Source organism: Subdoligranulum sp. DSM 23681, assembly GCF_057005535.1.
In genome coordinates this window covers 1,441,409-1,464,762 of the sequence record NZ_CM168050.1, presented here as the reverse complement: position 1 = coordinate 1,464,762, position 23,354 = coordinate 1,441,409, and the positions used below count along the sequence as shown (strand labels likewise).

At 54.8% G+C, this 23,354-nt stretch carries 21 protein-coding genes; 14 read left to right on the top strand and 7 right to left on the bottom strand.

What is annotated here, in order from left to right; genetic code table 11:
• Positions 1 to 2 precede the first annotated feature (2 nt).
• From AC127K_RS06830 to AC127K_RS06820, 3 genes are all read left to right on the top strand, one after another.
• Positions 3 to 2,648: a cation-translocating P-type ATPase gene (locus AC127K_RS06830; RefSeq protein ID WP_483722075.1), complete on the top strand. Its 2,646-nt coding sequence runs from the start codon at positions 3 to 5 to the stop codon at positions 2,646 to 2,648.
• 596 nt (positions 2,649 to 3,244) lie between these two features.
• Entirely contained in the window at positions 3,245 to 3,595 is a 351-nt protein-coding gene (locus AC127K_RS06825; RefSeq protein WP_483722074.1) for a TnpV protein, read from the top strand.
• A 13-nt stretch (positions 3,596 to 3,608) separates the two neighbouring features.
• Positions 3,609 to 3,884, top strand: a complete 276-nt coding sequence (locus AC127K_RS06820) for a DUF6809 family protein (protein ID WP_483722073.1) — start codon at positions 3,609 to 3,611, stop codon at positions 3,882 to 3,884.
• A gap of 66 nt (positions 3,885 to 3,950) precedes the next feature.
• Here the strand turns inward: AC127K_RS06820 and AC127K_RS06815 are convergent, their stop codons facing one another.
• From AC127K_RS06815 to AC127K_RS06790, 6 genes are all read right to left on the bottom strand, one after another.
• Positions 3,951 to 4,979 carry a virulence RhuM family protein gene (locus tag AC127K_RS06815; protein ID WP_087235311.1) on the bottom strand — a complete coding sequence of 343 codons (1,029 nt, stop codon included), beginning with the start codon at positions 4,977 to 4,979 and terminating at the stop codon, positions 3,951 to 3,953.
• Between the two features lie 77 nt (positions 4,980 to 5,056).
• Positions 5,057 to 5,533 carry a GNAT family N-acetyltransferase gene (locus tag AC127K_RS06810; protein ID WP_087171134.1) on the bottom strand — a complete coding sequence of 159 codons (477 nt, stop codon included), beginning with the start codon at positions 5,531 to 5,533 and terminating at the stop codon, positions 5,057 to 5,059.
• A complete protein-coding gene (locus tag AC127K_RS06805; RefSeq protein WP_087249496.1) occupies positions 5,533 to 6,081 on the bottom strand; it encodes a GNAT family N-acetyltransferase in 549 nt (182 codons plus the stop codon). The genes AC127K_RS06810 and AC127K_RS06805 overlap by 1 nt, the downstream gene beginning before the upstream one ends.
• Before the next feature lie 134 nt (positions 6,082 to 6,215).
• Entirely contained in the window at positions 6,216 to 6,668 is a 453-nt protein-coding gene (locus tag AC127K_RS06800) for a GNAT family N-acetyltransferase (RefSeq protein ID WP_483722071.1), read from the bottom strand.
• Positions 6,669 to 6,674: 6 nt separating this feature from the next.
• Entirely contained in the window at positions 6,675 to 7,589 is a 915-nt protein-coding gene (locus tag AC127K_RS06795) for a DNA gyrase inhibitor YacG (RefSeq protein WP_483722070.1), read from the bottom strand.
• A gap of 15 nt (positions 7,590 to 7,604) precedes the next feature.
• Positions 7,605 to 8,468, bottom strand: a complete 864-nt coding sequence (locus AC127K_RS06790; protein ID WP_483722069.1) for a sigma-70 family RNA polymerase sigma factor — start codon at positions 8,466 to 8,468, stop codon at positions 7,605 to 7,607.
• A gap of 283 nt (positions 8,469 to 8,751) precedes the next feature.
• On the opposite strand from AC127K_RS06790, the gene AC127K_RS06785 reads away from it, so the two are divergent.
• From AC127K_RS06785 to AC127K_RS06735, 11 genes are all read left to right on the top strand, one after another.
• Positions 8,752 to 9,975, top strand: a complete 1,224-nt coding sequence (locus tag AC127K_RS06785; protein ID WP_087185407.1) for an IS110 family RNA-guided transposase — start codon at positions 8,752 to 8,754, stop codon at positions 9,973 to 9,975.
• Positions 9,976 to 10,357: 382 nt separating this feature from the next.
• On the top strand, positions 10,358 to 12,043 hold the full coding sequence (gene mobQ, locus AC127K_RS06780; RefSeq protein WP_483722068.1) for a MobQ family relaxase: 1,686 nt from the start codon (positions 10,358 to 10,360) through the stop codon (positions 12,041 to 12,043).
• Positions 12,044 to 12,218: 175 nt separating this feature from the next.
• Positions 12,219 to 13,196 (top strand): LacI family DNA-binding transcriptional regulator, encoded by a 978-nt coding sequence (locus AC127K_RS06775; protein ID WP_483722067.1) that lies wholly within the window; start codon positions 12,219 to 12,221, stop codon positions 13,194 to 13,196.
• 97 nt (positions 13,197 to 13,293) lie between these two features.
• Positions 13,294 to 14,397 (top strand): phosphate/phosphite/phosphonate ABC transporter substrate-binding protein, encoded by a 1,104-nt coding sequence (locus tag AC127K_RS06770; RefSeq protein WP_204647143.1) that lies wholly within the window; start codon positions 13,294 to 13,296, stop codon positions 14,395 to 14,397.
• Positions 14,398 to 14,473: 76 nt separating this feature from the next.
• Positions 14,474 to 15,226 (top strand): phosphonate ABC transporter ATP-binding protein, encoded by a 753-nt coding sequence (gene phnC / locus AC127K_RS06765; RefSeq protein ID WP_087384182.1) that lies wholly within the window; start codon positions 14,474 to 14,476, stop codon positions 15,224 to 15,226.
• Positions 15,223 to 16,044 (top strand): phosphonate ABC transporter, permease protein PhnE, encoded by an 822-nt coding sequence (phnE, locus tag AC127K_RS06760; protein ID WP_087384179.1) that lies wholly within the window; start codon positions 15,223 to 15,225, stop codon positions 16,042 to 16,044. Before phnC ends, phnE (AC127K_RS06760) begins: the two co-directional genes overlap by 4 nt.
• 11 nt (positions 16,045 to 16,055) lie before the next feature.
• The gene (phnE, locus tag AC127K_RS06755) at positions 16,056 to 16,865 is read left to right on the top strand and encodes a phosphonate ABC transporter, permease protein PhnE (RefSeq protein ID WP_087182754.1); all 810 of its coding nucleotides are present in this window, start codon (positions 16,056 to 16,058) and stop codon (positions 16,863 to 16,865) included.
• A gap of 2 nt (positions 16,866 to 16,867) precedes the next feature.
• Entirely contained in the window at positions 16,868 to 18,388 is a 1,521-nt protein-coding gene (locus AC127K_RS06750) for a bifunctional metallophosphatase/5'-nucleotidase (RefSeq protein WP_483722066.1), read from the top strand.
• A 63-nt stretch (positions 18,389 to 18,451) separates the two neighbouring features.
• On the top strand, positions 18,452 to 19,222 hold the full coding sequence (locus tag AC127K_RS06745; protein ID WP_483722064.1) for an inositol monophosphatase family protein: 771 nt from the start codon (positions 18,452 to 18,454) through the stop codon (positions 19,220 to 19,222).
• A 453-nt stretch (positions 19,223 to 19,675) separates the two neighbouring features.
• Positions 19,676 to 20,098 carry a hypothetical protein gene (locus AC127K_RS06740; protein WP_087182751.1) on the top strand — a complete coding sequence of 141 codons (423 nt, stop codon included), beginning with the start codon at positions 19,676 to 19,678 and terminating at the stop codon, positions 20,096 to 20,098.
• Between the two features lie 23 nt (positions 20,099 to 20,121).
• Entirely contained in the window at positions 20,122 to 21,312 is a 1,191-nt protein-coding gene (locus AC127K_RS06735; protein WP_483722063.1) for a hypothetical protein, read from the top strand.
• Between the two features lie 609 nt (positions 21,313 to 21,921).
• Here the strand turns inward: AC127K_RS06735 and AC127K_RS06730 are convergent.
• Entirely contained in the window at positions 21,922 to 23,133 is a 1,212-nt protein-coding gene (locus AC127K_RS06730; RefSeq protein ID WP_294542693.1) for an AfsR/SARP family transcriptional regulator, read from the bottom strand.
• Positions 23,134 to 23,354 lie beyond the last annotated feature (221 nt).

Sequence of the window (23,354 nt, the reverse complement as noted above, 5' to 3'; positions counted from 1 at the left end):
GCGTGAAAAGTTACGAACTGTCTGCCGAAGAAGTTCTTCAGCAGGAAAACGCCTCCCCCGACGGTCTGAGCAGCCAGGAAGCCGCCCGCCGTCTGGAGGAGCACGGCCCCAACAAGCTCAAGGAAGCCCAGAAGGCCACCCTGCTGCAGCGCTTCATCGAGCAGCTGAAAGACCCCATGCTCATCATCCTGCTGTGCGCCGCCGCGGTGTCCGCCGTGACCAGCCTCATCGAGGGCGAAAGCATGGCCGAGGTCATCATCATCCTGGTGGTGGTGCTGCTCAACGCGGTGCTGGGCGTCTATCAGGAGAGCAAGGCCGAAGCCGCCATTGAAGCCCTGCAGACCATGACCGCCGCCACCAGCAAGGTGCTGCGGGACGGCAAGCACGTCAGCCTGCCCAGCGCCGAGCTGGTCCCCGGCGACATCGTGCTGCTGGAGGCGGGCGACAGCGTCCCCGCCGACGGCCGCATCCTGGAAAGCGCCAGCCTGAAGATCGAGGAGGCCGCCCTCACCGGTGAGAGCGTGCCGGTGAACAAGATCATCGAGAAGCTGCTGCCCGCCGAGGGCGGCAAGGACGTGCCCCTGGGCGACCGCAAGAACATGTGCTATATGGGTTCCACCGTGGTCTACGGCCGCGGCCGGATGGTGATCACCGACACCGGCATGGACACCGAGATGGGCAAGATCGCCGGGGCCCTGGCCGCCACCCAGGACGAGCAGACCCCCCTGCAGCGCAAGCTGGATGAGCTGGGCCGTACCCTGTCCAAGCTGGTGCTGGGCATCTGCGTCTTCATCTTTGCCTTCAACCTGATCACCCACGGCGAGTTCAGCCTGGATGCCATCCTGTCCACCTTCATGGTGGCCGTCTCCCTGGCCGTGGCCGCCATCCCCGAAGGTCTGGCCACCGTGGTCACGGTGGTGCTGTCCATCGGCGTGACCAACATGAGCAAGCGCAATGCGGTCATCCGCCGCCTCACCGCCGTGGAGACCCTGGGCTGCGCCCAGGTCATCTGCTCGGACAAGACCGGCACCCTGACCCAGAACAAGATGACCGTGGTGGAGCATGTGGGCGACGAACCCCTGCTGGCCACCGCCATGGCCCTGTGCTCCGACGCCGAGTACGCCCCCGAGGGCGCCATCGGCGAGCCCACCGAGGCGGCCCTGGTGAACTACGCCGCCGCCCTGGAAATGAAAAAGACCGACCTGGAAGCCAAGCAGCCCCGTGTGGACGAGGCGCCCTTTGATTCCGGCCGCAAGATGATGAGCACCCTGCATGCTTCCGGCGATGCCTTCATCCAGTATACCAAGGGCGCCCCGGACGTGGTCCTCAAGCGCTGCACCCGCTACTGGGACGGCCAGAAGGCCGTGCCCATGACGGTGGAAAAGCGGGCGGAGTTCCTGCAGGCCAACAAGGACATGGCGGACAAGGCCCTGCGCGTGCTGGCCGCCGCCATGCGTCCCTGGCCCCAGAACCCCCACAACAATGAGCCCGACTTCCTGGAGCAGGATCTGTGCTTCATCGGTCTGACCGGCATGATCGACCCGGTGCGTCCGGAGGTCAAGGCCGCCATCGTGGAATGCCGGGAGGCCGGCATCCGCCCGGTGATGATCACCGGCGACCACAAGGACACCGCCGTGGCCATCGCCAAGGAGCTGGGCATCATCGACAGCGCCGACCAGGCCATCACCGGCTCCGAGCTGGATGACTTCACCGACGAGCAGCTGGCCGAGGCCATCACCCGCTACGGCGTCTACGCCCGGGTGCAGCCGGAGCACAAGGTGCGCATTGTCACCGCCTGGAAGAAGCGGGGCGCCATCACCGCCATGACCGGCGACGGCGTCAATGACGCGCCCTCCATCAAGACCGCCGACATCGGCGTGGGCATGGGCATCACCGGCACCGACGTGACCAAGAACGTGGCCGACATGGTGCTGGCCGACGACAACTTTGCCACTATCGTCAACGCGGTGAGCGAAGGCCGCCGCATCTACGACAACATCCGCAAGGCCATCCAGTTCCTGCTGGCCTCCAACATGAGCGAGGTGCTGGGCGTCTTTACCGCCACCCTGCTGGGCTTCACCCTGCTGAACCCGGTGCACCTGCTCTTCATCAACCTGATCACCGACTGCTTCCCGGCCCTGGCCCTGGGCGTGGAAAAGGGCGAAAGCGACATCATGCACCGCCCGCCCCGCAAGTCCACCGACGGCATCTTTGCCGGCGGCCTGGGCTTTGACGTGGTGTACCAGGGCGTGCTGATCACCGTCATCACCCTGGCGTCCTATATCATCGGTCACTGCATGGAAGTGGGCTATTTCGAGATGCCCAAGGGCATCTCCCCCGACGGCATGACCATGGCCTTCCTGACCATGAGCATGTGCGAGATCTTCCACAGCTTCAACATGCGCAGCCAGCGGGGCAGCATCTTCACCCTGCACAGCCACAACAAGGTGCTGTGGGGCGCCATGCTGGGCAGCCTGGTGCTGACTACCGTGGTGCTGGAAGTGCCCTTCATTGCCAACGCCTTCGGCTTCACCCCCGTGGACCTGCCCGAGTACCTGATCGCTCTGGCCCTGTCCGTGATCGTTATTCCCATTGTGGAAGTGGTCAAGCTGGTGCAGCGGTCGGCTGCCAAACACAAGGCGGCGTAAGGCTGCTGTTCCCTTTGCGGTGAAGTTCCGCATCCGTAAATAAATGTTCCGCCCCTGCCGGGAGAGTTTTTTCCGGCGGGGGCGGATTCTTTTTTGTGGCAGACGGCAGCCTGCTGGATGCTTCTTACTTTTTGGCAGACGGGAGTCTGCCGTTTAGTCCTTCCTTTTCGTGCCCGAAAAGGAAGCGAAAAGGGCCCGCCGTTCCGATGCGGCGGCCGCCGGCTGGGGCTGCGGCTTTTTGCCTGAGCAGCTATGCTGCGAAATCGTGCGAAGCACGATGCAAAAAACAACGCGCAGCGTTGGTTCCGAAATTGGCTGGCCGCGAAAAGCGGCCAATGGTCAGGGTGAGAAACCTTGCTCCATTGAGATGCGGCCACCTGACGACGGCCTATTCACCGGCCTGGGGGCCGGTGAACAAGGAAAAAGTTTTAAAACCATTTCCCATGATGTAATGTATAGAGGGTGGATTACACCAAAAAACATTACATCATGACTGACGGCTCATTTGTGGCGAATGAAAAGACAGTTATGATAAAGGAGGGATGCCCTCAAACCTACCGTAACTGTCAACCACATTCCCACGAAAGGAGTCTTGTATGGAACTGACTTACACCAAATGCGGCGATTATCTCATTCCTGACCTTGTGTTATTGGACACCAAAGAGTACCATATCGGGAAATATGGCCGGTTGCGCCGTGCCTACTTAAAAGAACACCGGCCCATTCTGTATACCGATCTCATTGTCACTGAAAAACTGTTTCCTCATTTGGAGGAAATCGACACCGCCTGTCGGGAGCGACTGGAAATCATTGAAAAAGCCATGATGCAGCAAGAGGGTGTCACGGAAACCCTGAAAACTGCCGACCAGATAGCATGGGTGCGCTCCATGAACTCCATCCACAACAGAGCCGAGGAAATTGTCCTGGCTGAGCTGGTCTACTGTTGAGGGAGGGAACGCAATGATTTTGGAAGCCATGTATAACGGGGAGTTTTATCCCTGTGAAACGGTAGTGCCCACGTCCCCGGAATACCGCAAGGCGATCCAAACCTGTGCGGCGTTGATGGAGCAGCTATCCCATCGGCTCAGTAAAGAGGACTATGCTCTGGTGGAGGAGCTTCGGGCGCAGAACGCTATCGCCCAGTGTGAGGAAAGTGAGAGCCATTTCAAGTATGGCTTTTCAGCGGGGCTGATCGTCCAGCAGGAAGCCTATGAACAGCTGCAAAACAAGAAATAGGCGATGGCCGAAAAAGCCCACGCAGCCGGAAAGAGAACCGGAGGCGTGGGCTTTCTGTGTATATGGTTATTCTGTCAGGGCATCCGAAGTTTCCGCAACCAGCCGGTCAAAGTCGCTCTGATAGGTCCGATCCTGCAAAACCCGGAACTTTTCAAACTCTTTCTCGGCAAAGGCTTTGGCAATGGCGGCGGTCACCTTGCCCTTATCATGCAGAATATCTTCCTCGTTGAACTGTAAAAATGCGTCAAGCCGCTTGACCCAATCGGCCATATACATGACATTTCCACGGCGGGCCTGCCGTTCCGCATAGTCCAGGTACATGGTGACAATCTCGTTCAGGTTACGCATTTCCGTTTCGTTCAGATAGTTTTTAGCAACGGTGACATCCGATTTGCGGATGCGGCCTTTGGGGGCGTTTTTCCATGTGGTCAGCCCCATGTTGGGCTTGGTGCTGTCGGCACGGCCGTATACGATCTCAGCGGCGGTATGATGGGTGACCGCATAGTGGAGCTTATTCTGCACCGTTGCGAAAAACTCCTTTGTGATGGGGCTTTCCACATCGTAGTCAGCGCTGCACTGGGAATAGATGTCCGTGATTTTCTGGTAGAACCTTCTCTCGCTGGCCCGGATGTCCCGGATACGCTCCAGTTGTTCCTCGAAATAATCCTTGCCGAAAAAGTTTTCCGGCTCCCGCAGCCGTGCGTCATCCATCACATAACCCTTGATGATGAACTCTTTCAACACCCGGTTTGCCCAAATGCGGAACATGGTCGCCTTTTTGGAGTTCACTCGATACCCCACAGCGATGATGGCGTCCAGATTATAATAATTGGTCTGATACCGTTTCCCGTCCGCCGCAGTTGTTTCCATTTTGGAAACAACTGAATCCTCGCTCAGTTCGCCGGATTCAAAGATTTTTTTCAGATGCTTGGAAATGGCCGCTTTCTGCACCTCGAACAGCTCTGCCATTTTTGCCTGCGTCAGCCAGAGATTTTCCTGAAAGAGCAGGATTTCCACCCGCACCTCTCCGTTTTCGGTCTTGTAAAAGAGGATTTCTCTGGTTTCATACGGGGTCAGCCCCTGTTCCTCGCTCATTCCTCGTCACCTCCATATCGTTTTGGTAAGTTTGGATTGTATTTTGTAATTCATTTACAAAATGCCAGGTATTCCATTTACTTCTTTCGATGAATCGTATTGGATTCCCATAGTAAGTTCTTTTCCAAATATACCATATCAATAAGCTGAACGCCGCATTCAAAGATGGGATGATCATAATTGTCCGTGAAAAAGTTTTTGATACGATGGCTTTCTATAAAACCGCATTTCTTATAAAAAGGGAGCGTCAGCTGACTGTCACCCGTCCCCACACGAAGAATACGAAAATTATCACGGTATGTCTGCTCAATAAACTCAATCATCCGTTTTCCGTAGCCCATGCGCTGGCATTCCGGCAGAACAGCAATATTCTTGATTTCAAGAACTTTGCTGCCTTCGTCAGTAACAACACATTCCGCTTTTACGCCATTTTCCTCCAAAACATACATCGTACCTTTTTCAAGATACCGGTCGATCATATCTTCCTGCTCGTCCGCAAGAAAAAGCAGGCTCATGTATCTCTTTTTATTATCCTCAATTTTGCTTATTTTCATCAACTGTCATCCTCACATACTTTACATTCCAACTGGCAGTCATACGGCTCGGTTTCTACATGAGACTGATTGTAGACAGCCGCCTCTGCACAGCCCATTTTGTGATAGAATGCCTGGCTTTCAACGGCTGAATGGGCTGAGATGTACAACTTTTTTGCTCCATGTGCCTTTGCCCATTCTTTCGCTGCTCGAAACAGTGCAGTGCCAACCCCTTTTCCTCGCATATCCTCTGACACATGGATACTTGAGAGGTCAAGGTATCTGTGATTTCCCCCAAAAAGTTTCGGTTCAACTGACACGAAACCTTTCAACACCCCTTCGCAGAAAGCAGCATATACCAATCCACCTGTTGCTGCTGTGTTTCTCAGGCAGGAAACCAGGAATTTATAATCCGCTTCGCTCCAATCGTCAATAAACGGATCATCTTTGATAATCCATTTTCCGTTTTCTTTTCGCCTACATTTAACAACAGTTTGATGCCGTACAAAATGTCTAAATAGCTCTCGGCTTATCTCATTCTCTTGTAAGTTTTTATATATAATCTCCATTTCTATTATCCATGCAGCTCCCTTTGGTGTTTACTTTATTTTCAAATTCTGGATTCCAATAAATGCCGCTCCAATCGAACGCAAAATGATTTATCGGGTCTCTCCAAATGTCTAATTTTTAACGATAACCGTTTCTATTTCAAATCATAAACATACATCCTCGACAAATCTACCTCACCATCGCCCTGCGCCATACACAGGAACTTCCATCCGTAGCGCTCATAGAAGCCTGTGTGGTCTGTAATGAGATATAAGGTTTCCAGGCCAAATGAACGCATATCCTCACAAACATATTCCAGCAGCTTTCCTGCAATTCCCTGACAACGGTAGTTTCCCTCAACATATACCGCGCAGACATTTGGCGTCAAATCCTTGCGGTTATGAAAATCGTTTTCGATGACCCCAATACCACCAATAATCTGCTGATTCTCGACTGCAACATACCACTGCGGAACAATGCTTTTGCCCGTCAAGCACTCCTGTATGCTTCCCGCATATTCTTCAACTGGAATATCCCACTTGGAATGAAACCACTCTGCGGCCTCCGATGCCAGTTCGCTGTGTTCCCTGAGTTTCAGAATTTCCATAGCGTATCATTCCTCCTCATCTCCGCCCTTTTTAGAACGGCTCTTGTAGACATTGTACTGGTTCTTGCACCGTGGGCTGCAAAAGGCAGCGTTGGACCGGCTGCCCAGGAACACCTTCTGGCAGTGCTTGCACAGGCGCAGGGGCTGGTCGCCGTCCACCAGCATGAAGCTGAACATCATCTGAATACCCAGCAGCAGCGAATGGAAATCCCAAGAGATGGTGGGCTTATCCAGCAGCTCAATGTGGTAGCTGGGGGCGATCCCGCCGAACGCAGCCATGGCCTTACGATGCAATCCCCGTTCGTCCTCGCCCATGAAGTCATAGTCATTGTAGTAGAAAAAGGCGGTGGTTAAGGTAAAGGCCCAGTCTTTGAACTGCTGGGCAACCCAGTCGTAAGGTTCCGCATATTCCCGCTGGAAGCTCATGTTCTTGGCCATCGGCTCGTCCATGAAGGTCATGGTCAGGGCAATCATCGTCCGGTCACCGGACACATTCCACGTGGATTCTATGCCTTTCTTCACCAAGTCCAGCTGGTCAAAAGGATAAAACAGGGACAGGTATTTGTCTGTCGCCATGGATTCTTCCTTAATGAAGTGGTTTTTGGGCAGGTATACCGCCTCATAGTCCATAAAGGACGGCGTGGTGGGCAGGGCGGTCATCAGCCCCAGCAGGCCGTACCGGGTGATAAACTCCATCACCGCCTTTTCCACTTCTGCTTCCGGCTTGCGTCCCATCATCAGCATCCCCACATTCAGTGCATCCAGCACAATGTTGGGGACCTCTTTCAGCGGATTGTAGACGTCCGGCTTTGCACTCTTGCCGGGGGTGATGTACCGCTTGCCATCTTCCGCTGTTTTCAGCTCATAGTAATCGTACCGCACCCAATGGGAACGGGACTGTTCAAACAAATTTTTCATCATACACGCCCTTTCTCCTTAATCGTCCCAATTATCAGGGGCGGTTTTTCTTTTTCTGCGCTTGGTCTTGTTCTCCCGCCGGATCACGGCATCCTTGCCCTGTTTCCTTGCGATTTTCGAGTATTCCTCCAAAAACTGACATTCCCGCAAGGTCAAGCTGCCGCCATGCTCCTGCTTGCCGCACAGATGGTCATACATCTGGCGCTGCAATTTTTTGTGGATGGTCTTTCGCAGCTTGCGGATATTGCGGTCAGACTGCCCACGGACAGCGGCAAGCCGGGTGGTGCTGTACAGCCGCAAAGAGAGGAAATACAAAACCGCCTTGTGTTCCTCGCTCAGTTCCTCCACCATGTGGGAAATAAAGGGATCAGCGGTCAGGTTGTGCATCTCATAAGGGCAGTCAAACAGGATGTCCAGAAAGTTCCCGGCCATCAGCTGCCGGTATGTGGGGTTGTTCATCCAGCGGGGAATGAGCTTCGGTTCCGGCACCGCCTGATATTCCAGCGGCACATCCCCACGGAGGTTTTCATGGTCCCGTTCCCGGCGCTCCCGGTTCCGGTCCAGCTTGTTCCATTCCTCCACTACGGCCCGGAAATCCTTCTCCGTGCGTGCGGCTTCCTCCAGCCGCCGTATGGCCTCGGCCCGCATCTCCCGTTTCAGCCGCTTTTCGCTGACCGGGGCGGCTTCTTCTTCCTCGGTTTCCAGTTCGGCATCATAATCGACGGGATGCTCGTCCTGCTCCAGCTCATTTTCCAGCTCGGCCAGACGTTCTTCCGCAAGCGCCTGTTCCAGCGTTTCTTCCGCCCCTGCACCTGTCCCATCGTCCCATCCGGTGAAGCCACCCTCGGTATCCAGAAGCTCGTCATCAGACAGATACGCCATGACCCCACCTCCTACAATAAAGTTACGGTTCAAGGCGCGGCAGCCAGCCGCGTCTTTTTCCATCTCAAAGCCGAAGCTGTTAGAATGGGAGAGCAAATTGCCTGACATAGCTCACCTTGGGCCGACACGCCCGTAAATGAGTCCGTCAGCCGCCTCTCTCATTCGCAGCATTCGATTTGCGCAGGTTGTACCACCGATTTGCGGTGCGTTCGCGTCACCCAGGAGATTGAACAGGCGATGAGTAAACGGCGGAAAGCCATATCCAATCAGAAGGAGGAGCAAAATGAACGCAGTAGGGATCGACATTTCCAAAGGGAAAAGCACGGTGGCTGCCCTGCGGCCAATGGGTGAAGTGGCATTTCTGCCACAGGAATTTCTCCATACCGAAGTTGGTTTGGAGCAGATGGCTGGCGCCATCGTCGCATTGGGCGAAGATACCCGCGTCATCATGGAATCCACAGGCCGTTACCACGAACCGGTAGCGGCAGCACTACATGAGTACGGGATCTACGTCTGCGTCCTGAATCCGCTGCTCATCAAGCAGAGCGGCGGCGGCTCCATCCGCAAGGTCAAGACCGACAAGGCTGACGCTCTGAAGATTGCAAAGTATGGCCTTGACAACTGGGTGGATCTGCGGGAATATACTCCCATGGATACGATTAGACAACAACTGAAGCTGTGCAGCCGCCAATACAATCTCTACATGAAAACAGTGGTGTCGCTGCAAAACAATCTCATTTCGCTGACCGACAAGACCTTTCCCGGTGTAAACGAGCTTTTCTCCAGCCCAGAGCGTGCTGACGGCCACCAGAAATGGGTGGATTTTGTCATGACCTTCTGGCATTGCGATTGCATCTGCCGTGCCAGCGAAAAGGCGTTTACAGAACGTTACCAGAAGTGGTGCAAACGCAAGGGATACCATTTCAGTGCAGAGAAGGCGCTGGACATTTACGCCGGAAGCTGTGGCCATTTTACGACACTGCCGAAAAACGAGAACACAAAGCTGCTCATTGTCACGGCTGCTCAACAACTTCTGGCGGGAAAGACCACGCTGGCCACTCTGCGGGCGGAAATGACGCGGCTTGCATCCCAACTTCCAGAATACGAAACCGTGTGCGCCATGTACGGCGTTGGGAAAATAACTGCCGCGCAGCTTATGGCCGAAATTGGAGATGTGCGCCGTTTCCCGCGCCGCAGCTCCATCGTGGGCTTTGCAGGTGTTGATCCCGGCGTGGATGAATCCGGCAAGCACAGCGCAAAGAGCGTTCCCACCACAAAGCGAGGCTCACCACATTTGCGTAAAACACTCTACCAAATCATCTGCACATACCTGAAAAAGTCTCCAGCGGATGAGCCGGTGTACCAGTTCCTTGATAAGAAACGCGCAGAGGGCAAGCCCTACTTTGTCTACATGACTGCCGCTCAGAACAAGTTCCTGCGCATCTACTACGCCCGCGTGAAAGAATGCCTGGAGGCTTTTGATACAGAACCTGCTAAGCAATCGTAATCTTTAACAACCGAATTTCTTTCCGGCTGGCGAGATGCTTTCTCTCCGGTCTGGTTTGTTGTACCTTTTTTAGCCTCGCAAAATTTGCGGGACTTTTTTTATTTCATCTATTGACTTTTGTTTGCAGGACTCTTTTAAAAAAATATTTTGCGATTTTTCAAAAATGGTTCCGTTTTGCACCCTGGATTTCTCCTATTAGTGAAAGAGTAATCTAAAAACAAGTTACTTTGGTTACATTTGCTTTTTCACGCAGGAGAAAGGGGGCTTTCGCCATGTTCAGGCTTGACACAAAAAAGAAGTAACACAATCGCAGGTTACAAACAACGGAACTATAACAACAGTATACACCGGATGCGCCGAAAGCGCAAGAAAGAGAGGTTCTATGGCAGATAAAAACGCCGTGTTTCTGACCCGGCACATTGGCAACACCACCTATAAAGTTCGTGTCTATCTGAGCTGTTCCCGGATGCTCAACGAGTACGACGGGGTGCAGCATGACTACACCCGCAAACAGGGCCTTGTCTGGCAGGCGGTGTTCCTGCCGCCAATGGCTCCCTCGGAATGGCAGGACAGGGAAAAACTTTGGAACGCCGTGGAAGAAACGGAGAAAACCAAGGACAGCCGTCTGGCGCGGGAATTTGTCGCCGCGCTGCCCATCGAGCTATCACGGCAGCAGCAGATTGAGCTTTTGCAAGATTTTATACGAGAGCAGTTCGTGGATGAAGGAATGTGCGCCGACGTTGCGATCCACGACACCGACGGCCACAATCCCCACGCCCACATCCTGCTGACGGTGCGTCCGTTGACCGAAACAGGCGCATGGCAACACAAGACTGAAAAAGAATATCTCTGTGTCAAGGACGGCGAGGAACGCGGCTTCACCGCCTCTGAGTTCAAGGCCGCGCAGGCCGAGGGCTGGGAGAAGCAGTACCCCTACAAAGTTGGCAAAAAGAAGGTGTATATGGCTCCATCCGCAGCCCATGCGCATGGCCATGTTCGTGTGGACAAACACCCAAAAAGCACCCGGTACGGCAGGCAGAATCCCATCTCTGCGCGGTGGAACAGCGAAGAACAGCTGGTTGTCTGGCGCGAGGCGTGGGCCACGGCGGCGAACCGCTGTCTGGAGCTGGCCGGTCAAGACAGTCGTATCGACCACCGCAGCCATGCCGAGCGCGGTTTGGAAGAGCGCCCCACCATCCACGAGGGCGTGGCGGCTCAGGCATTGGAGCGTCGCGGTATCATATCCGACCGCTGCGAACTGAACCGGCAGATCAAGGCCGACAACGCCCTGCTGCGGGAACTGAAAGCGGAACTCAAAAAGCTGGCCTCTTTGGTTGCCCACACCGTGCCCGCCGTAGCGGAGTATCTGGAAAAATTGCGCGGCAGAATTTTGATTTTCTGTTACCAGCTCTCCCATATCCGCGCAGGCCGTGCCAGCTGTCAGAAAGCCCTTACTGTGTACAAGCCCCAGCTGACACGGTTCACCAATTTGGTCCAGCAGATCATGGAGAAAAGCAGGGAGCGAAAAACTGTAAAAGCCGAGAAAAAGGCTCTGCCCGCGTGGCAGGTGTTCAAGCACAAAGAACTGGCGGCTAAAATTGCGGAGCTGACCGAAGATTTGGAGGAACTGCGCTCTGAAAAGGCGCTGTTGTTGCAGCAGTTTGACTATGCCGAGGACGCCGGGGCCGAAACCTTCCGCAAAGACATCGCCGCGCTGGAATCCAACCTGCAAAAACTGGACGAGCAGGAGCAGAAATATTCCGCTGATCTGGAATCCACACTGCATGAGTACGCCGAGGCAAAATCGCAGGCCGCCGATCTTGACCCGGTAAAACTGTACGAGGCCCGGCAGGCCATCCGGCCCGGATATGAAGTAGCCGCCAACGAAAAGTTGGAACAGGTGTTTGGCAGTAAATATTCACCGCTGCGGTGGATGGATGCCAAACAGGCACAGACACGTTTGACAAACGATTCGGCGGAGGAATACGCTGTCCGTCAGTTGGCGAAGCAATGGCACAAATCCATGTCACAGCCCAACCGCAAACGGAGGCCGGGGCAGGAGCGATAACGAGAAAGACGGCGTGGCTTATGATGGTCGTGATACCTTTTTGCCCTTTCGATACATTGCAGGACTACTCCATGTTATAACTGGTTCATAGTTTAGTAAAATTTTAGTAAAATACATTGACTTCGACAGAGAGCGCTATATAATGAGCTTGAAACGATACGAAAGGAGGAGCCTCATGGCGACAATCAAGGATGTGGCCCAGGCCGCTCAGGTCTCAACTGCGGCGGTCTCACGGGTTTTGAACAAGGACGACAACATCTCTGTCTCACCGGAGGTGCGGGCCCGGATCTTTCAGGCGGCCCACGTCCTGGGCTATGTATCTCCTCGGCAGAGAAAGGCGGCAGAGCATAAAACGCACCTGGTCATCGGGGTGGCGGACTGGCGGATCATCCGACCGGACCGGCACAATGTACGGCTCTCGTCCCTGTCCTGTCTGGTACAGATGATGACCGACCAGTACGAGGTAACCTTTGTTCGGTTGACTTTCGGTGAGCCTCAAAAGGTGGATGGCATTATCGCCTTGGGGGTGTTCAGCGAGAAGGAAATCGACTTTCTACGCTCCCTGTCCTTCGCCATCGTCTTTGTGAACTCCAACCAGCACAACTACGAGTTCGACCAGGTGCAGGTGGACTTCGACCGGGGCCAGGAGCAGATGGTGTCCTATTTGCTGGATCAGAAGCGGTACACCGGCCTGGGGTATATCGGCGGTATTTACGACGGGGCCAACGGCCGCATCGGCACCCACCGTCTGGCCGCCATCCGGCGCATCTTGGAGAAGCGCGGCCAGTACGATCCCCGAACCTTCCATGTGGGGGAAATCAGTCGAGAAAGTGGCTATGCGCTGGCCAAGAAGGCCGTGGAAGAGCACACCTTGGCGGAAGCAGTTCTGTTGGGCAGTGATGAGGTGGCTGAGGGCGCTTTGGAGGCATTCCGGGAACTGGGCGTCCGTGTGCCGAAAGATGTGGCGGTCATCATCTATCAGGATATTCAGACCTTGGAGAGCAAGTGGCCCACCGGCACCTGCCTGGAGATGTTCCCGGACTATGTGTGGGAAAACGCCCTGGAACTGCTTTTTGGCCGGATCAGTCAGCGTCGTTTCCAGGCAGTGACCGTCACGGTGCCCACCCACCTGAAGATTGGCGACACAGCCTGAATCACTGAAGCGGTTATCAGAGGGCATTCCCTCTATAACAGATAAATTTAATAGTAACCCCAGAAACGTTTACAGAAACAACAAGGAGGATCACAGAATGAAAAAAGCATTTTCTCTCCTGCTGGCTGGTGTGATGTGTGTTGGCCTGTTGGCTGGCTGCGGCGGCCAAAACAGCGAGTCCCAGAGCAGCACCAGCAGCACAAGTTCCACAGACAGCAGCACAAGTACCACAGCGACTTCTGAAACCAGCAACAAAAAGATTGATACCTTGCGGATCGCTTTTGTCCCGTCCCGCGAACCAGAGGAAATCATTACCGCTACCGAACCCTTGAAGCAGATGCTCACCGATGAACTGGCGACGCTGGGGTACGATGTTGGCGAGGTGGACATCACCGTGGGCACCAGCTATGAGGCAGTGGGCGAGGCTCTGGCCGCCGGTACCGCCGATGTGGGCCTGATCCCCGGCGGCACCTATGTGCTCTACGATGACGGCTGCGACGTGTTGCTGACCGCCACCCGTGACGGCCTGTCCATTGACTCCGATAATGCCAAGGACTGGAACGACAACGCCCCCACCGAGCCTACCACTGAGCAGGTCACCAGCTACCGTGCCCTGATGATCGCCGGTCCCTCTGAGAAGGGCAAGGAGCTGGCCGCCAAGGTCAACGCTGGCGAGGCCCTCACCTGGGAGGATGTGAGCAGTGCCAACTGGAGTGTGGCCAACTCCTCCTCTCCTGCCGGATACATCTATCCTTCTCTGTGGCTCCAGGAGAACTTCGACAAGAATATCACCGACCTGCCCCACGCGGTGCAGTCTGACTCCTACGGCAGTGCCTTCGCCCGTCTGGCCTCCGGTCAGGTGGACATCCTCTGCACCTATGCCGACGCCCGCCGGGACTATGAGGATGAGTGGACAACCGAGTACGGCATGACCAACAGCATCTGGGATGACACCGCTGTGGTTGGCGTCACTCCCGCTATTTACAATGACACCATCAGCGTCAGTAAGACCTCGCCCATCATGGACGATGATTTCAAGCAGGCTTTGGGTCAGGCCTTCATCAACATCGGCAATACCGAGGAAGGCAAAGAGGTCATCGCCATCTACAGCCACAACGGCTATCAGTGGGCGAAGTCCGAGGACTACGACTCTGAGCGGGCCGCTCAGGAGATGATCCAGTCTCTGAACAGCGCGGGTTAAACTCAATCAAACATGAACCACAAATGAGGGAGGGAGGCCGAGGCTTTCCTCCCTCGTTTGGGATAGGGAGAGTATCATGATAGAATTCAAAGAAGTAGAAAAGCGTTATCCGAATGGATTCGAGGCCCTGAAGCACATCAACCTGACCATTGACCAAGGGGAGTTTGTAGCCATCATCGGCCTGTCAGGCGCGGGCAAGTCCACCCTGATTCGTACCATCAATCGGATGCACGACATTACCCAGGGCCAACTGACGGTGGACGGCACCGATGTGATGACCCTGCATGGAAAAAGCCTGCGGAAATTTCGCCGCCGGATCGGCATGATTTTCCAGTCCTTCAACCTGATTACCCGCACCACTGTTATCAAGAATGTGCTCACTGCCTTTGTCCCTGATCTGCCCTGGTGGCGAGCAACTTTTGGCATCTTCACGAAGGAGGAAAAGATGAAGGCGCTGGAAGCCCTGGATCAAATGGGAATTCTGGACAAAGCCTTTGTCCGGGCGGATCAGCTTTCCGGCGGCCAACAGCAGCGTGTGGCCCTGGCTCGGACCCTGGCCCAGAATCCTCAGATTATCCTGGCGGATGAGCCGGTGGCCTCTCTGGACCCGGTGACTGCCAAACAGGTGATGGACGATTTTCAGCGAATCAACCGGGATATGCACATTACGGTACTCATTAACATCCACCATGTGGAGTTGGCTCTCCAGTACGCAACCCGGGTGATTGGTATCCGGGCCGGGGAGATCGTTTATGACGGCCCGGCCAATCAGGTGGATCAGGCGGTGCTGGACTCCATCTATCAGGGAAAGCAGGAGGAACCGGCATGAGTATATACGACAAAATCTTTCCACCCAGATTGCTTACCCTACCCAACGGAAAGCAGGTTTCCAAACCCAGATCTCGTGCTCCGCTGGCAGCAGTGATTTTGGTTGCTATGACGATCCTTTCGGTGGAGGTCACCGGCTTTGACATGGGGGTCCTGGTCAGTCGGATCAAAGAGTTTTTTGTCATTCTGGGCGACATGATCCCGCCGCAGTGGGACTATATGCCCCAGATTTGGCAGCCATTGTTCGACACCATCAAGATGTCCCTGCTGGGGTCCTTCATTGGCTCCATCCTGGTGGTGCCCTTCGCTATGCTGGCATCCACCAACATCATCCACAGCCGGGTGGTCGTGGCAGCTATGCGGCTGCTCCTGAGTATCATCCGCACCTTGCCTACCCTGGTCTCCGCCCTGATCGCCACCTACATTTTCGGCCTGGGTACTCTGGCGGGCACCACAGCCATCGCCATCTTTACCTTCGCTTACATCGGCAAGATCCTCTATGAAGAAATCGAAACGGTAGATATGGGACCTTTTGAAGCCATGGAGGCAATGGGGGCCACCAAGGTACGCGCATTCATCAGCGCCATCGTCCCCCAGGTACTGCCCTCCTACCTCTCCAACTGCCTGTTCTGTTTTGAGGGCAACGTGCGCTACGCCTCCATTCTGGGATATGTGGGCGCTGGCGGCCTGGGCCTGATCCTGAACGAGAAGATTGGTTGGCGGGAGTATGCCAGCGTAGGTATGATCCTGCTGGCATTGTTCGTCACTGTATTTATCATTGAAACCATCAGCCGGGCCGCCCGGAAACGGCTGGTATAGGAGGAGATGCCATGAACAAACGAATCGAAGCGGCTTATGAACAGCGGCCCCGCCGCTGGGTCTTTGAGCTGGCCGTGGCTGTGGTGGTTGTAGCTCTGCTGATCTGGAGCGGCTCTGCCGTGGAGACGGCGGGCACCACGCAAAATGGAGCGGTGATTGCCTGGAATATCCTGGCGGGCATCTTCCATCCGGATACGGACCTGTTGTTCAATTTCACTACCCAGGGTGTGCCTTATCTGTTGTTGGAGACCATCTGCATCGCATTTTTGGGTACGATTGTGGGTGCTATCATTTCTGTTCCGTTGGCCTTTCTTTCGGCCTCCAACCTGACTCCGAAGCCGGTAGCTTTTGTGGGGCGTATCATCATTATGGCCGTCCGCACCGTTCCCGCCTTCGTCTATGGCCTCATGTTCATTCGCGTCACAGGCCCCGGTGCCTTCGCTGGCCTGCTGACCATGTCCCTGTGTTCGGTAGGCATGGTGAGCAAAATGTACATCGAAGCCATTGAGGACTTGGATGTTCGTGTATTGGAGTCCCTGGACGCGGCGGGCTGCACGACCTGGCAGAAGATCCGCTACGGCATTCTGCCCCAGCTGATGCCCAACTTCGCCTCCACCGCCATCTACCGCTTTGACATCAACCTGCGGGACGCCACCGTGCTGGGCCTGGTGGGAGCGGGCGGTATCGGTGCGCCGCTGATCTTTGCCATGAACTCTTACCGCTGGGAAGAGGCCGGTGCCATCTTGGCGGGCCTCATCGTGCTGGTGTTGATTGTGGAATGGATTTCCACCAAGATCCGCGTCAAACTGGCCAGGGGGTAAGCATGGAAAAGACATTTCAAATCTACTATACTTCAGATACCCATGGACATATCTTTCCGATTGACTACGCTGCCAACTGTTCTCAAAATTCCGGCCTTCTGAATATGGCTGTACAGATGGAAAAGGACGGGAACACCCTTGTGCTGGACGGCGGAGATTCTTTGCAGGGAACGCCTCTGACACAGTATTACCTGGAAAATCGGGATCAGTGGCCTGTCCACCCGGTAGCTGCGGCCTTTAACGCGATGGGCCTTGACTATTTTACCTTAGGCAATCACGACTTCAACTTTGGCTATGAGGCCCTTCGGGATTATCTGCGGGCCATGAACGGCGTATGCCTGTGCGCCAATGTAGAGGACTTGGGTGGCGAGCTGCCGATCCGCCCCTGGGCGGTACATACCCTGGCCAACGGCCTGCGGGTGGGAATCACCGGCGTGGTCACCGACTTTGTGAACGTGTGGGAACAACCACAGAACTTGGAGCGACTGCGGGTCACCAATACCTTTCAAGCTGCCCGGACGGCCTGTTCCGCCCTTCGGGATCAGTGTGACGTTCGGGTGTGTATCTACCACGGAGGTTTTGAGGAAGAGTTGGAAACGGGGCGGGTGCTCTCAGACAGCGGAGAGAATATTGCCTGTAAAATCGCTCGGGAACTGGACTTCGACCTTCTCCTCACAGGCCACCAACACATGGCGGTGGAAGGGGTAGAGTTGTCTGGCACCTATGCGGTTCAGCCCCCCGCTAACGCCGGGCAGTTTCTTCGTATCACTGGACAGCAAGACGGGAGAAACTTCTGTTTTCATTCCAAACTGACGCCAGTGGGGGCAACGCATGGCACGGAACCTTATCAAAGCTTACTGCCCCTGGAACAGGCGGTGCAGGTCTGGCTGGACCAGCCCATCGGGGAGTTGGCCTATCCGATTTCCCCGGAAGGGAAGCTGGACGCCGCCCTCTACGGCAGCCAGGTGGCCGCCCTGTTCAACCAGGTGCAGTTGGCCGAGACCGGGGCGGATTTCTCCTGCACCAGCTTGGGAAATGACCCGGTGGGGCTGGCCTCCCCAGTGACCATGCGGGGTGTAACAGCAGCCTACCTGTTTGCCAACACTCTGGTGGTGCTGGAGGTGACGGAAGAGGTGCTGCGGCAGACTCTGGAACGGTGCGCCGCCTACTTCACGTTGGTTGATGGCCAACCCCAGATTTCGGAAGAGTTCCTGCTTCCCAAGGTGGAGCACTACAATTACGACTTCTACGCTGGTCTGGCCTATACCTTTGATCTGCGCCGCCCTGTGGGAAGCCGGGTGGTTCAATTGACGAAATTGGACGGTTCTCCGCTGGGAAACGGAAAATTCCGCTTGTGCACCAGCAACTACCGGGCCACGGGCACCGGCGGCTATGATGCGCTGAGGAATTGTCCTGTCCTCTGGCGGGGCGGTGTAGAAATGCCGGACCTTACCGCCCGTTATATCCAGACCCACAGCCCAGTGCCCCGGTTGCATAATGTAGATATGCAGGTGATTTGGTGAGCTTTCTTGACAAGCCATAAGGAATGTGATTTTATAAATCAAACAGAGGAAAGAAGGTGGAGGATGGACAGATTTAATGTCGCCGTGAAAGTTGTTCAAAATGCCGGGAATCTTCTGCGGCAGTGCCATCTGGAAGAAACAGAGATTTGCCAGAAAACGGGTCATCAAGACCTTGTCACCCGTTGGGACCGCAGAACCGAACAGCTGCTGCGAAATGAAATCCTGACAGCCTTCCCCCGAGACGCCATCGTGGGGGAAGAGTATCCGCCGGAGGCGCATCGCACCGGGTCGGTGACCTGGTATATTGACCCCATCGACGGGACCACGAATTTTATCAATCAGCACCAAAACTACGCCATTTCCGTGGGGTGCTGGGATGGAAGCGTACCGCTGTTCGGACTGGTGCTGGATGTGGAGCGAAAGACGCTATACTGGGGAAAGCATGGCGGCGGCGCATGGCAGGATCAGACACCGATCCACACATCCGTCCGACGGGAACTATCGGAGCTGTTGCTGACAACACCGGGTTTGCAATATACCTTCCTGGAGCCACATCCTTATCAGGAGCGGATGATCCGGCTCTCCCGGAAGGTACGGGGAGTCCGGTGTCTCGGCTCCGTGGCCCTGGAACTTTGTGAGGTGGCTGCTGGCCGGGCAGATTTATTCGTTACCATGCGCTCTTCCCCCTGGGATCACAACGCGGCGCGGATCATTCTGGAGGAGGCTGGAGGTGCGATTTTCACAGTGGCTGGAGATGAACTGCCTCTGGAGCAGAAAAGCACTGTGCTCGCTCTCAATGCTATTGACTTGAAAGACCGCGTCCTCTATGTATGAGGATTTGTCCGCTGTAAAGTATTAGGGACGCTTTTTGAAACCTAACGACAGGTGGGATTGGCTCTGTTTGCTGCTTCGTGAATTTTGCGTTGTCTGAGTGACCCAGCCTACATTGTATTCCCTCCGAAGCCACAATACAGACAGTTAGGAAGCACAAAGTGCCTCTCCTTTGTACCGGCAGAAGTGTCGGAAGGAAAAGGAGAGGCATTTTTGATTATATGTTCACCCACAGTGAGTTATGGAACACAGCTGTCCAAAATTTGTCACAAAAAATGTGTGTCTTCTTACGCCAATTTAGTCTAATTGCTTGGTAATTTCGTGTCAATCGCGCCCAATCGCGCCCAATATTTACGAATACTTTACCTTGGTTTCACCCCATAAAACAAGCTGAGTGTTATAATTGAATTGAAAACAGATCTACTGACCTATGAACAAAACGATGAGGTGAACTATATGACTTTATTCATGAATGAGAAAGATATGAATGAAATGTTAGCCAGTATTTGCCCAGAAGGAGAAACGTACCAGGGAAAAGCATGGGGGACCCTGATGTCCGGTACGGCCGAAATGCTGGCACTGGGAGCCTTGAGTAATGTATATTGTTATGTTGGCGTGACAGAAAAAACATTGGTTATCGCAGTGTTGGAAACTTTTGATATCTCGCATATTTACGGTAAAATCTGCATTCCGTTTGACCAGTTTGACGAACTGAAAGTACAAAAAGGGCTACTGCCTTCCCAGCGGATCATCAAAGCGAAAAGCGGGAAAACCAAAATAAAATTGTCGCTGGTCAATAACAGCATCACCGCCAAAATCAAAGATCAAAAACAGGGGATGCTCGCGATTTGCGAGGCGCTGGAGCGTTTGAAACACTGATTTTCATAAAAGCAAGAGAGAAAATGAACAATATAAATGAGAACCGAACAGACAAAAGAGCGCCCGGCGGCGAAAAAAGCAAGGCGGAGTTAAAATGGTTTATTTTGTTCCTTGCCGTCATCTTTTTTCTGCCGATCACCATCCTCGCGGTGGTGGAATGGTTTACAAGCGCCGATGCCTTTGCCATCGGCATCACAGGGTTTATGCAAGCCGTCATTGTCTATGGCGGCTTGGGGCTGGTGGCGGTGATCATCGCCCTTGTCTTATTCATACTGCTGATTCAGCCGGACACAACGTTCCTGCAAAAGGTCGGCAGAACTGCAGGCATTCTGCTTTGCCTCGCCGCCGCTTTCTTCCTTGTCCGGCCACTCGTTTTGGACATCCCCTACCTCAAGCGCCCGGAAGCCGCCTATTTGGAGCGGCTGGAGTTTGAATATTCGAGAGGAATCGGGGACTATGGTTCGGACGACTATTATCTGCGCGGCGTAGATATGACCGGAGAACGGCATTCCTTTGAAATCAGTGAAAAGAGGTACGAGGAAGGGCGCGCGCTGTGGGGCGAGAACGACTTTGCTCTGTTTGCGAAAGTCACCTACCTGCCGCACACCTCCACCTTGATAACGCTCGAATTTATGACAGAACTCGACGCGCCGGAGGCCGAATTGTACCCCACATCCCCCGAACTTTCGGATGATTGGGAAAGTTTTTCCATCCAGATCAATGACGCGGTGTATACGTTGCCGCTTCCCCTTGCGGATTTTCTTGACGACGGGTGGGTGATTTCCGAGGAGGATGCCGGGCTTTCTCTGTCCGGCGCGGAAGGCCCGTATGCGTCCTATGAATGGGAATGGGTCTCGCTGACCAACGACCGCGAACAGGATATCAGTGTCTGTGTCTTCAACACCACCGAAAGCACGATCCCTGTCGCCGAGAGCACGGTGGGAGGTATTCATGTAATATATGGCAACTACGACTTTTCCGGTACAGAACTACGCCTTCCCGGTGGGTTGATGCTGGGATGGTCTGCCAGAGAAGATGTCTTAAAACTGTATGGCCAACCGAACGATAGCTTTGAGGCAACCTATGGTGGATATAGCTTGAAATACGAAATTGATGACCCTCTTGACCCGGCCTCTTGGAAGCTTGGTTTTGATGATTCAGGCATTCTAGACGATGTTATGGTACACCACCAGGCTTATTTCCGTTCTGACTAACGTCATGGAATATGTACATCTTACCAGTCATCATTTAAGGCAAAGAAAACCGCTTGTCCTAGTGACCCTTATCTCGGCCATAGGGACAGGCGGTTTAGTTTTTTCTGATTGCTTACACGCTGCTGATCTTGTGTCGTGTTTATGCAAAATTTTAGGACTGCGGTGAAAGTCGACGGCTCAGAAGCTCAAAAAAGAAAAATGTATAACTCCGGGGTAATCTCCCCTTGACAAATCGCTTTCCAGTAACAAATGCTTACGGAAACCTTCCGGTTACGCCATTAAAATCCATTCCTTGCTCAGGCCCCCCAGGGCCTGAGTAGGCCGTCGTAAGGTGGCCGCACTCCCCGGGTCCAGGGCCGCAGCCCTGGTCGGCGTCCACCGCCTCGAAACGGTGGCGGTTTGCACCGCAGGGGCAAGCAACGCGCAGCGTTGTTTCCGAAATTGGCGGCCGCGTTCAGCGGCAATCTAGAGGTTGCTTCCTAGATTTACGGCGCCAAAAAGGAACACATAACGGCAGACTCCCGTCTGCCAAGAAAGCCAGCAGCAAAGCAACAAGCAACAAAAATCCCGGCCTTTCCTTTTTTCAGGAAAAGCCGGGATTTTATACATTCATACGATGGGATCCGGAATGCCCACGGTCACCTGCATGTGCAGGATCTGGCTGATGCCGCTCTTTTCGTAACGGCTCAGCAGCCGGTCCCGCACCACCTTGTAGTCGTCGGCGTTCTTCACCGACAGCATCAGCACATACTGGTTGCGGCCGTACCGGGAGAACACATCCCCCTTGCGCAGCATGTTCTTGATGAGCTCCTTCACCGAAAGCATCACCCGGATGCGCTCCTGCTTGGGGGCTTCCTGGGGGGTCAGGGTCACCAGCAGCAGGATCACGTCCTCCGAGTTGCGGGTGGCACTGCGCACCACCATGTGGTACATGTGCTTGAACACCTCATAAGGGCAGAAATACGCCCCCCGGATTGGCCGGTCGTCCCGGGTGATCTCGTCCAGGTCCTTCTGGATGTGGCGGATGTCCTCCATGGGCAGGTCGGCGCCCTCGGAGGCCCAGCGGAAGATCTCCCGGATGGACTCGGGCAGGGGCTCCCCCACCTCGTCAAAGAACATGTTGGCCACCACCGGATAATGGTTCAGTACGGCGGTCTTCATGTCCAGCTTGCGCAGGGCGGTGAAATGGCGCAGCTGCAGCTCCTCGCTCAGGGGTTCCAGCAGCAGGGCCCGGGAACACAGGTTCATGACCTCCTCCGCTCCCGACCGGTCCTCGGACGCCAGGAGCAGGTCGCTCAGATGCAGCACCATGCTCAGGTACCGCTGCCGCAGGGTGCTGGCCCGGGCCATGAGCCAGTACCGGTCACTGAGCGCGGGCAGAAAATCCCCCGCGTACAGGGCCACGGCTTCCCGGCAACACCGCTCCACCTTTTCCGGCGGGGTGCCCGGGGTCTGCATGGCGGTCTCATACAGCTTGTTGAACCGGTCAACGTCCAGCTCCACCGGCACTTCCGGGTTCCAGGCATACTGCCGGTCCCGGGTGATGATGCACTCCTGCTGCAGGCCGGCCTTGGCCAGCTGACGGCGCAGGGAGTAGGCGGCGTTCTTCAGGGCGCCGGCGGGATTCTCCACCTCATCGTCCCCCCACAATGCCTCCATGATCTGCTCATTGGAGGTCTGCACCCCGATGTTCAGAAGCAGGTACACCAGCAGCTCCATGGGCTTGTTCACACGGCCGCCCTGCTCGACCAGATACTGATCCCCTACATGGATCTGTAATCCGCCGAACATGCTGGCCTGCAGACAGTTGGTTTGTTGCATGGTGGTCCCTCCTTTATGGACGGATGCGTGGCCGGAGAAAACGGATGCAGCCGGCCCGGGGCCAGGACAAAGGCTCAGCTGTAATGTTTCTCTTAATTGTAGCACGGCCCCCCTGGAAAAGCAAGCCCCCATATCTGGCCGCATTTTTCCGGAAAACCACAAAAAATAGCATGGTACGGTGCGTTTTGCCCAAAAAACGCCGGCGCTTTTTAGCAGTGTTT

What these genes read in the sequence shown, in the direction of transcription:
- phnC (WP_087384182.1), top strand. Translation starts at nt 14,474, where the DNA reads ATGATAGAATTCAAAGAAGTAGAAAAGCGTTATCCGAATGGATTCGAG.
- AC127K_RS06735 (WP_483722063.1), top strand. Translation starts at nt 20,122, where the DNA reads ATGAACAATATAAATGAGAACCGAACAGACAAAAGAGCGCCCGGCGGC.
- AC127K_RS06750 (WP_483722066.1), top strand. Translation starts at nt 16,868, where the DNA reads ATGGAAAAGACATTTCAAATCTACTATACTTCAGATACCCATGGACAT.
- AC127K_RS06730 (WP_294542693.1), bottom strand. Translation starts at nt 23,133, where the DNA reads ATGCAACAAACCAACTGTCTGCAGGCCAGCATGTTCGGCGGATTACAG.
- AC127K_RS06800 (WP_483722071.1), bottom strand. Translation starts at nt 6,668, where the DNA reads ATGGAAATTCTGAAACTCAGGGAACACAGCGAACTGGCATCGGAGGCC.
- AC127K_RS06775 (WP_483722067.1), top strand. Translation starts at nt 12,219, where the DNA reads ATGGCGACAATCAAGGATGTGGCCCAGGCCGCTCAGGTCTCAACTGCG.
- AC127K_RS06785 (WP_087185407.1), top strand. Translation starts at nt 8,752, where the DNA reads ATGAACGCAGTAGGGATCGACATTTCCAAAGGGAAAAGCACGGTGGCT.
- AC127K_RS06745 (WP_483722064.1), top strand. Translation starts at nt 18,452, where the DNA reads ATGGACAGATTTAATGTCGCCGTGAAAGTTGTTCAAAATGCCGGGAAT.
- AC127K_RS06825 (WP_483722074.1), top strand. Translation starts at nt 3,245, where the DNA reads ATGGAACTGACTTACACCAAATGCGGCGATTATCTCATTCCTGACCTT.
- AC127K_RS06740 (WP_087182751.1), top strand. Translation starts at nt 19,676, where the DNA reads ATGACTTTATTCATGAATGAGAAAGATATGAATGAAATGTTAGCCAGT.
- mobQ (WP_483722068.1), top strand. Translation starts at nt 10,358, where the DNA reads ATGGCAGATAAAAACGCCGTGTTTCTGACCCGGCACATTGGCAACACC.
- AC127K_RS06770 (WP_204647143.1), top strand. Translation starts at nt 13,294, where the DNA reads ATGAAAAAAGCATTTTCTCTCCTGCTGGCTGGTGTGATGTGTGTTGGC.
- AC127K_RS06815 (WP_087235311.1), bottom strand. Translation starts at nt 4,979, where the DNA reads ATGAGCGAGGAACAGGGGCTGACCCCGTATGAAACCAGAGAAATCCTC.
- AC127K_RS06820 (WP_483722073.1), top strand. Translation starts at nt 3,609, where the DNA reads ATGATTTTGGAAGCCATGTATAACGGGGAGTTTTATCCCTGTGAAACG.
- AC127K_RS06810 (WP_087171134.1), bottom strand. Translation starts at nt 5,533, where the DNA reads ATGAAAATAAGCAAAATTGAGGATAATAAAAAGAGATACATGAGCCTG.
- phnE (WP_087384179.1), top strand. Translation starts at nt 15,223, where the DNA reads ATGAGTATATACGACAAAATCTTTCCACCCAGATTGCTTACCCTACCC.
- AC127K_RS06795 (WP_483722070.1), bottom strand. Translation starts at nt 7,589, where the DNA reads ATGATGAAAAATTTGTTTGAACAGTCCCGTTCCCATTGGGTGCGGTAC.
- AC127K_RS06805 (WP_087249496.1), bottom strand. Translation starts at nt 6,081, where the DNA reads ATGGAGATTATATATAAAAACTTACAAGAGAATGAGATAAGCCGAGAG.
- AC127K_RS06790 (WP_483722069.1), bottom strand. Translation starts at nt 8,468, where the DNA reads ATGGCGTATCTGTCTGATGACGAGCTTCTGGATACCGAGGGTGGCTTC.
- phnE (WP_087182754.1), top strand. Translation starts at nt 16,056, where the DNA reads ATGAACAAACGAATCGAAGCGGCTTATGAACAGCGGCCCCGCCGCTGG.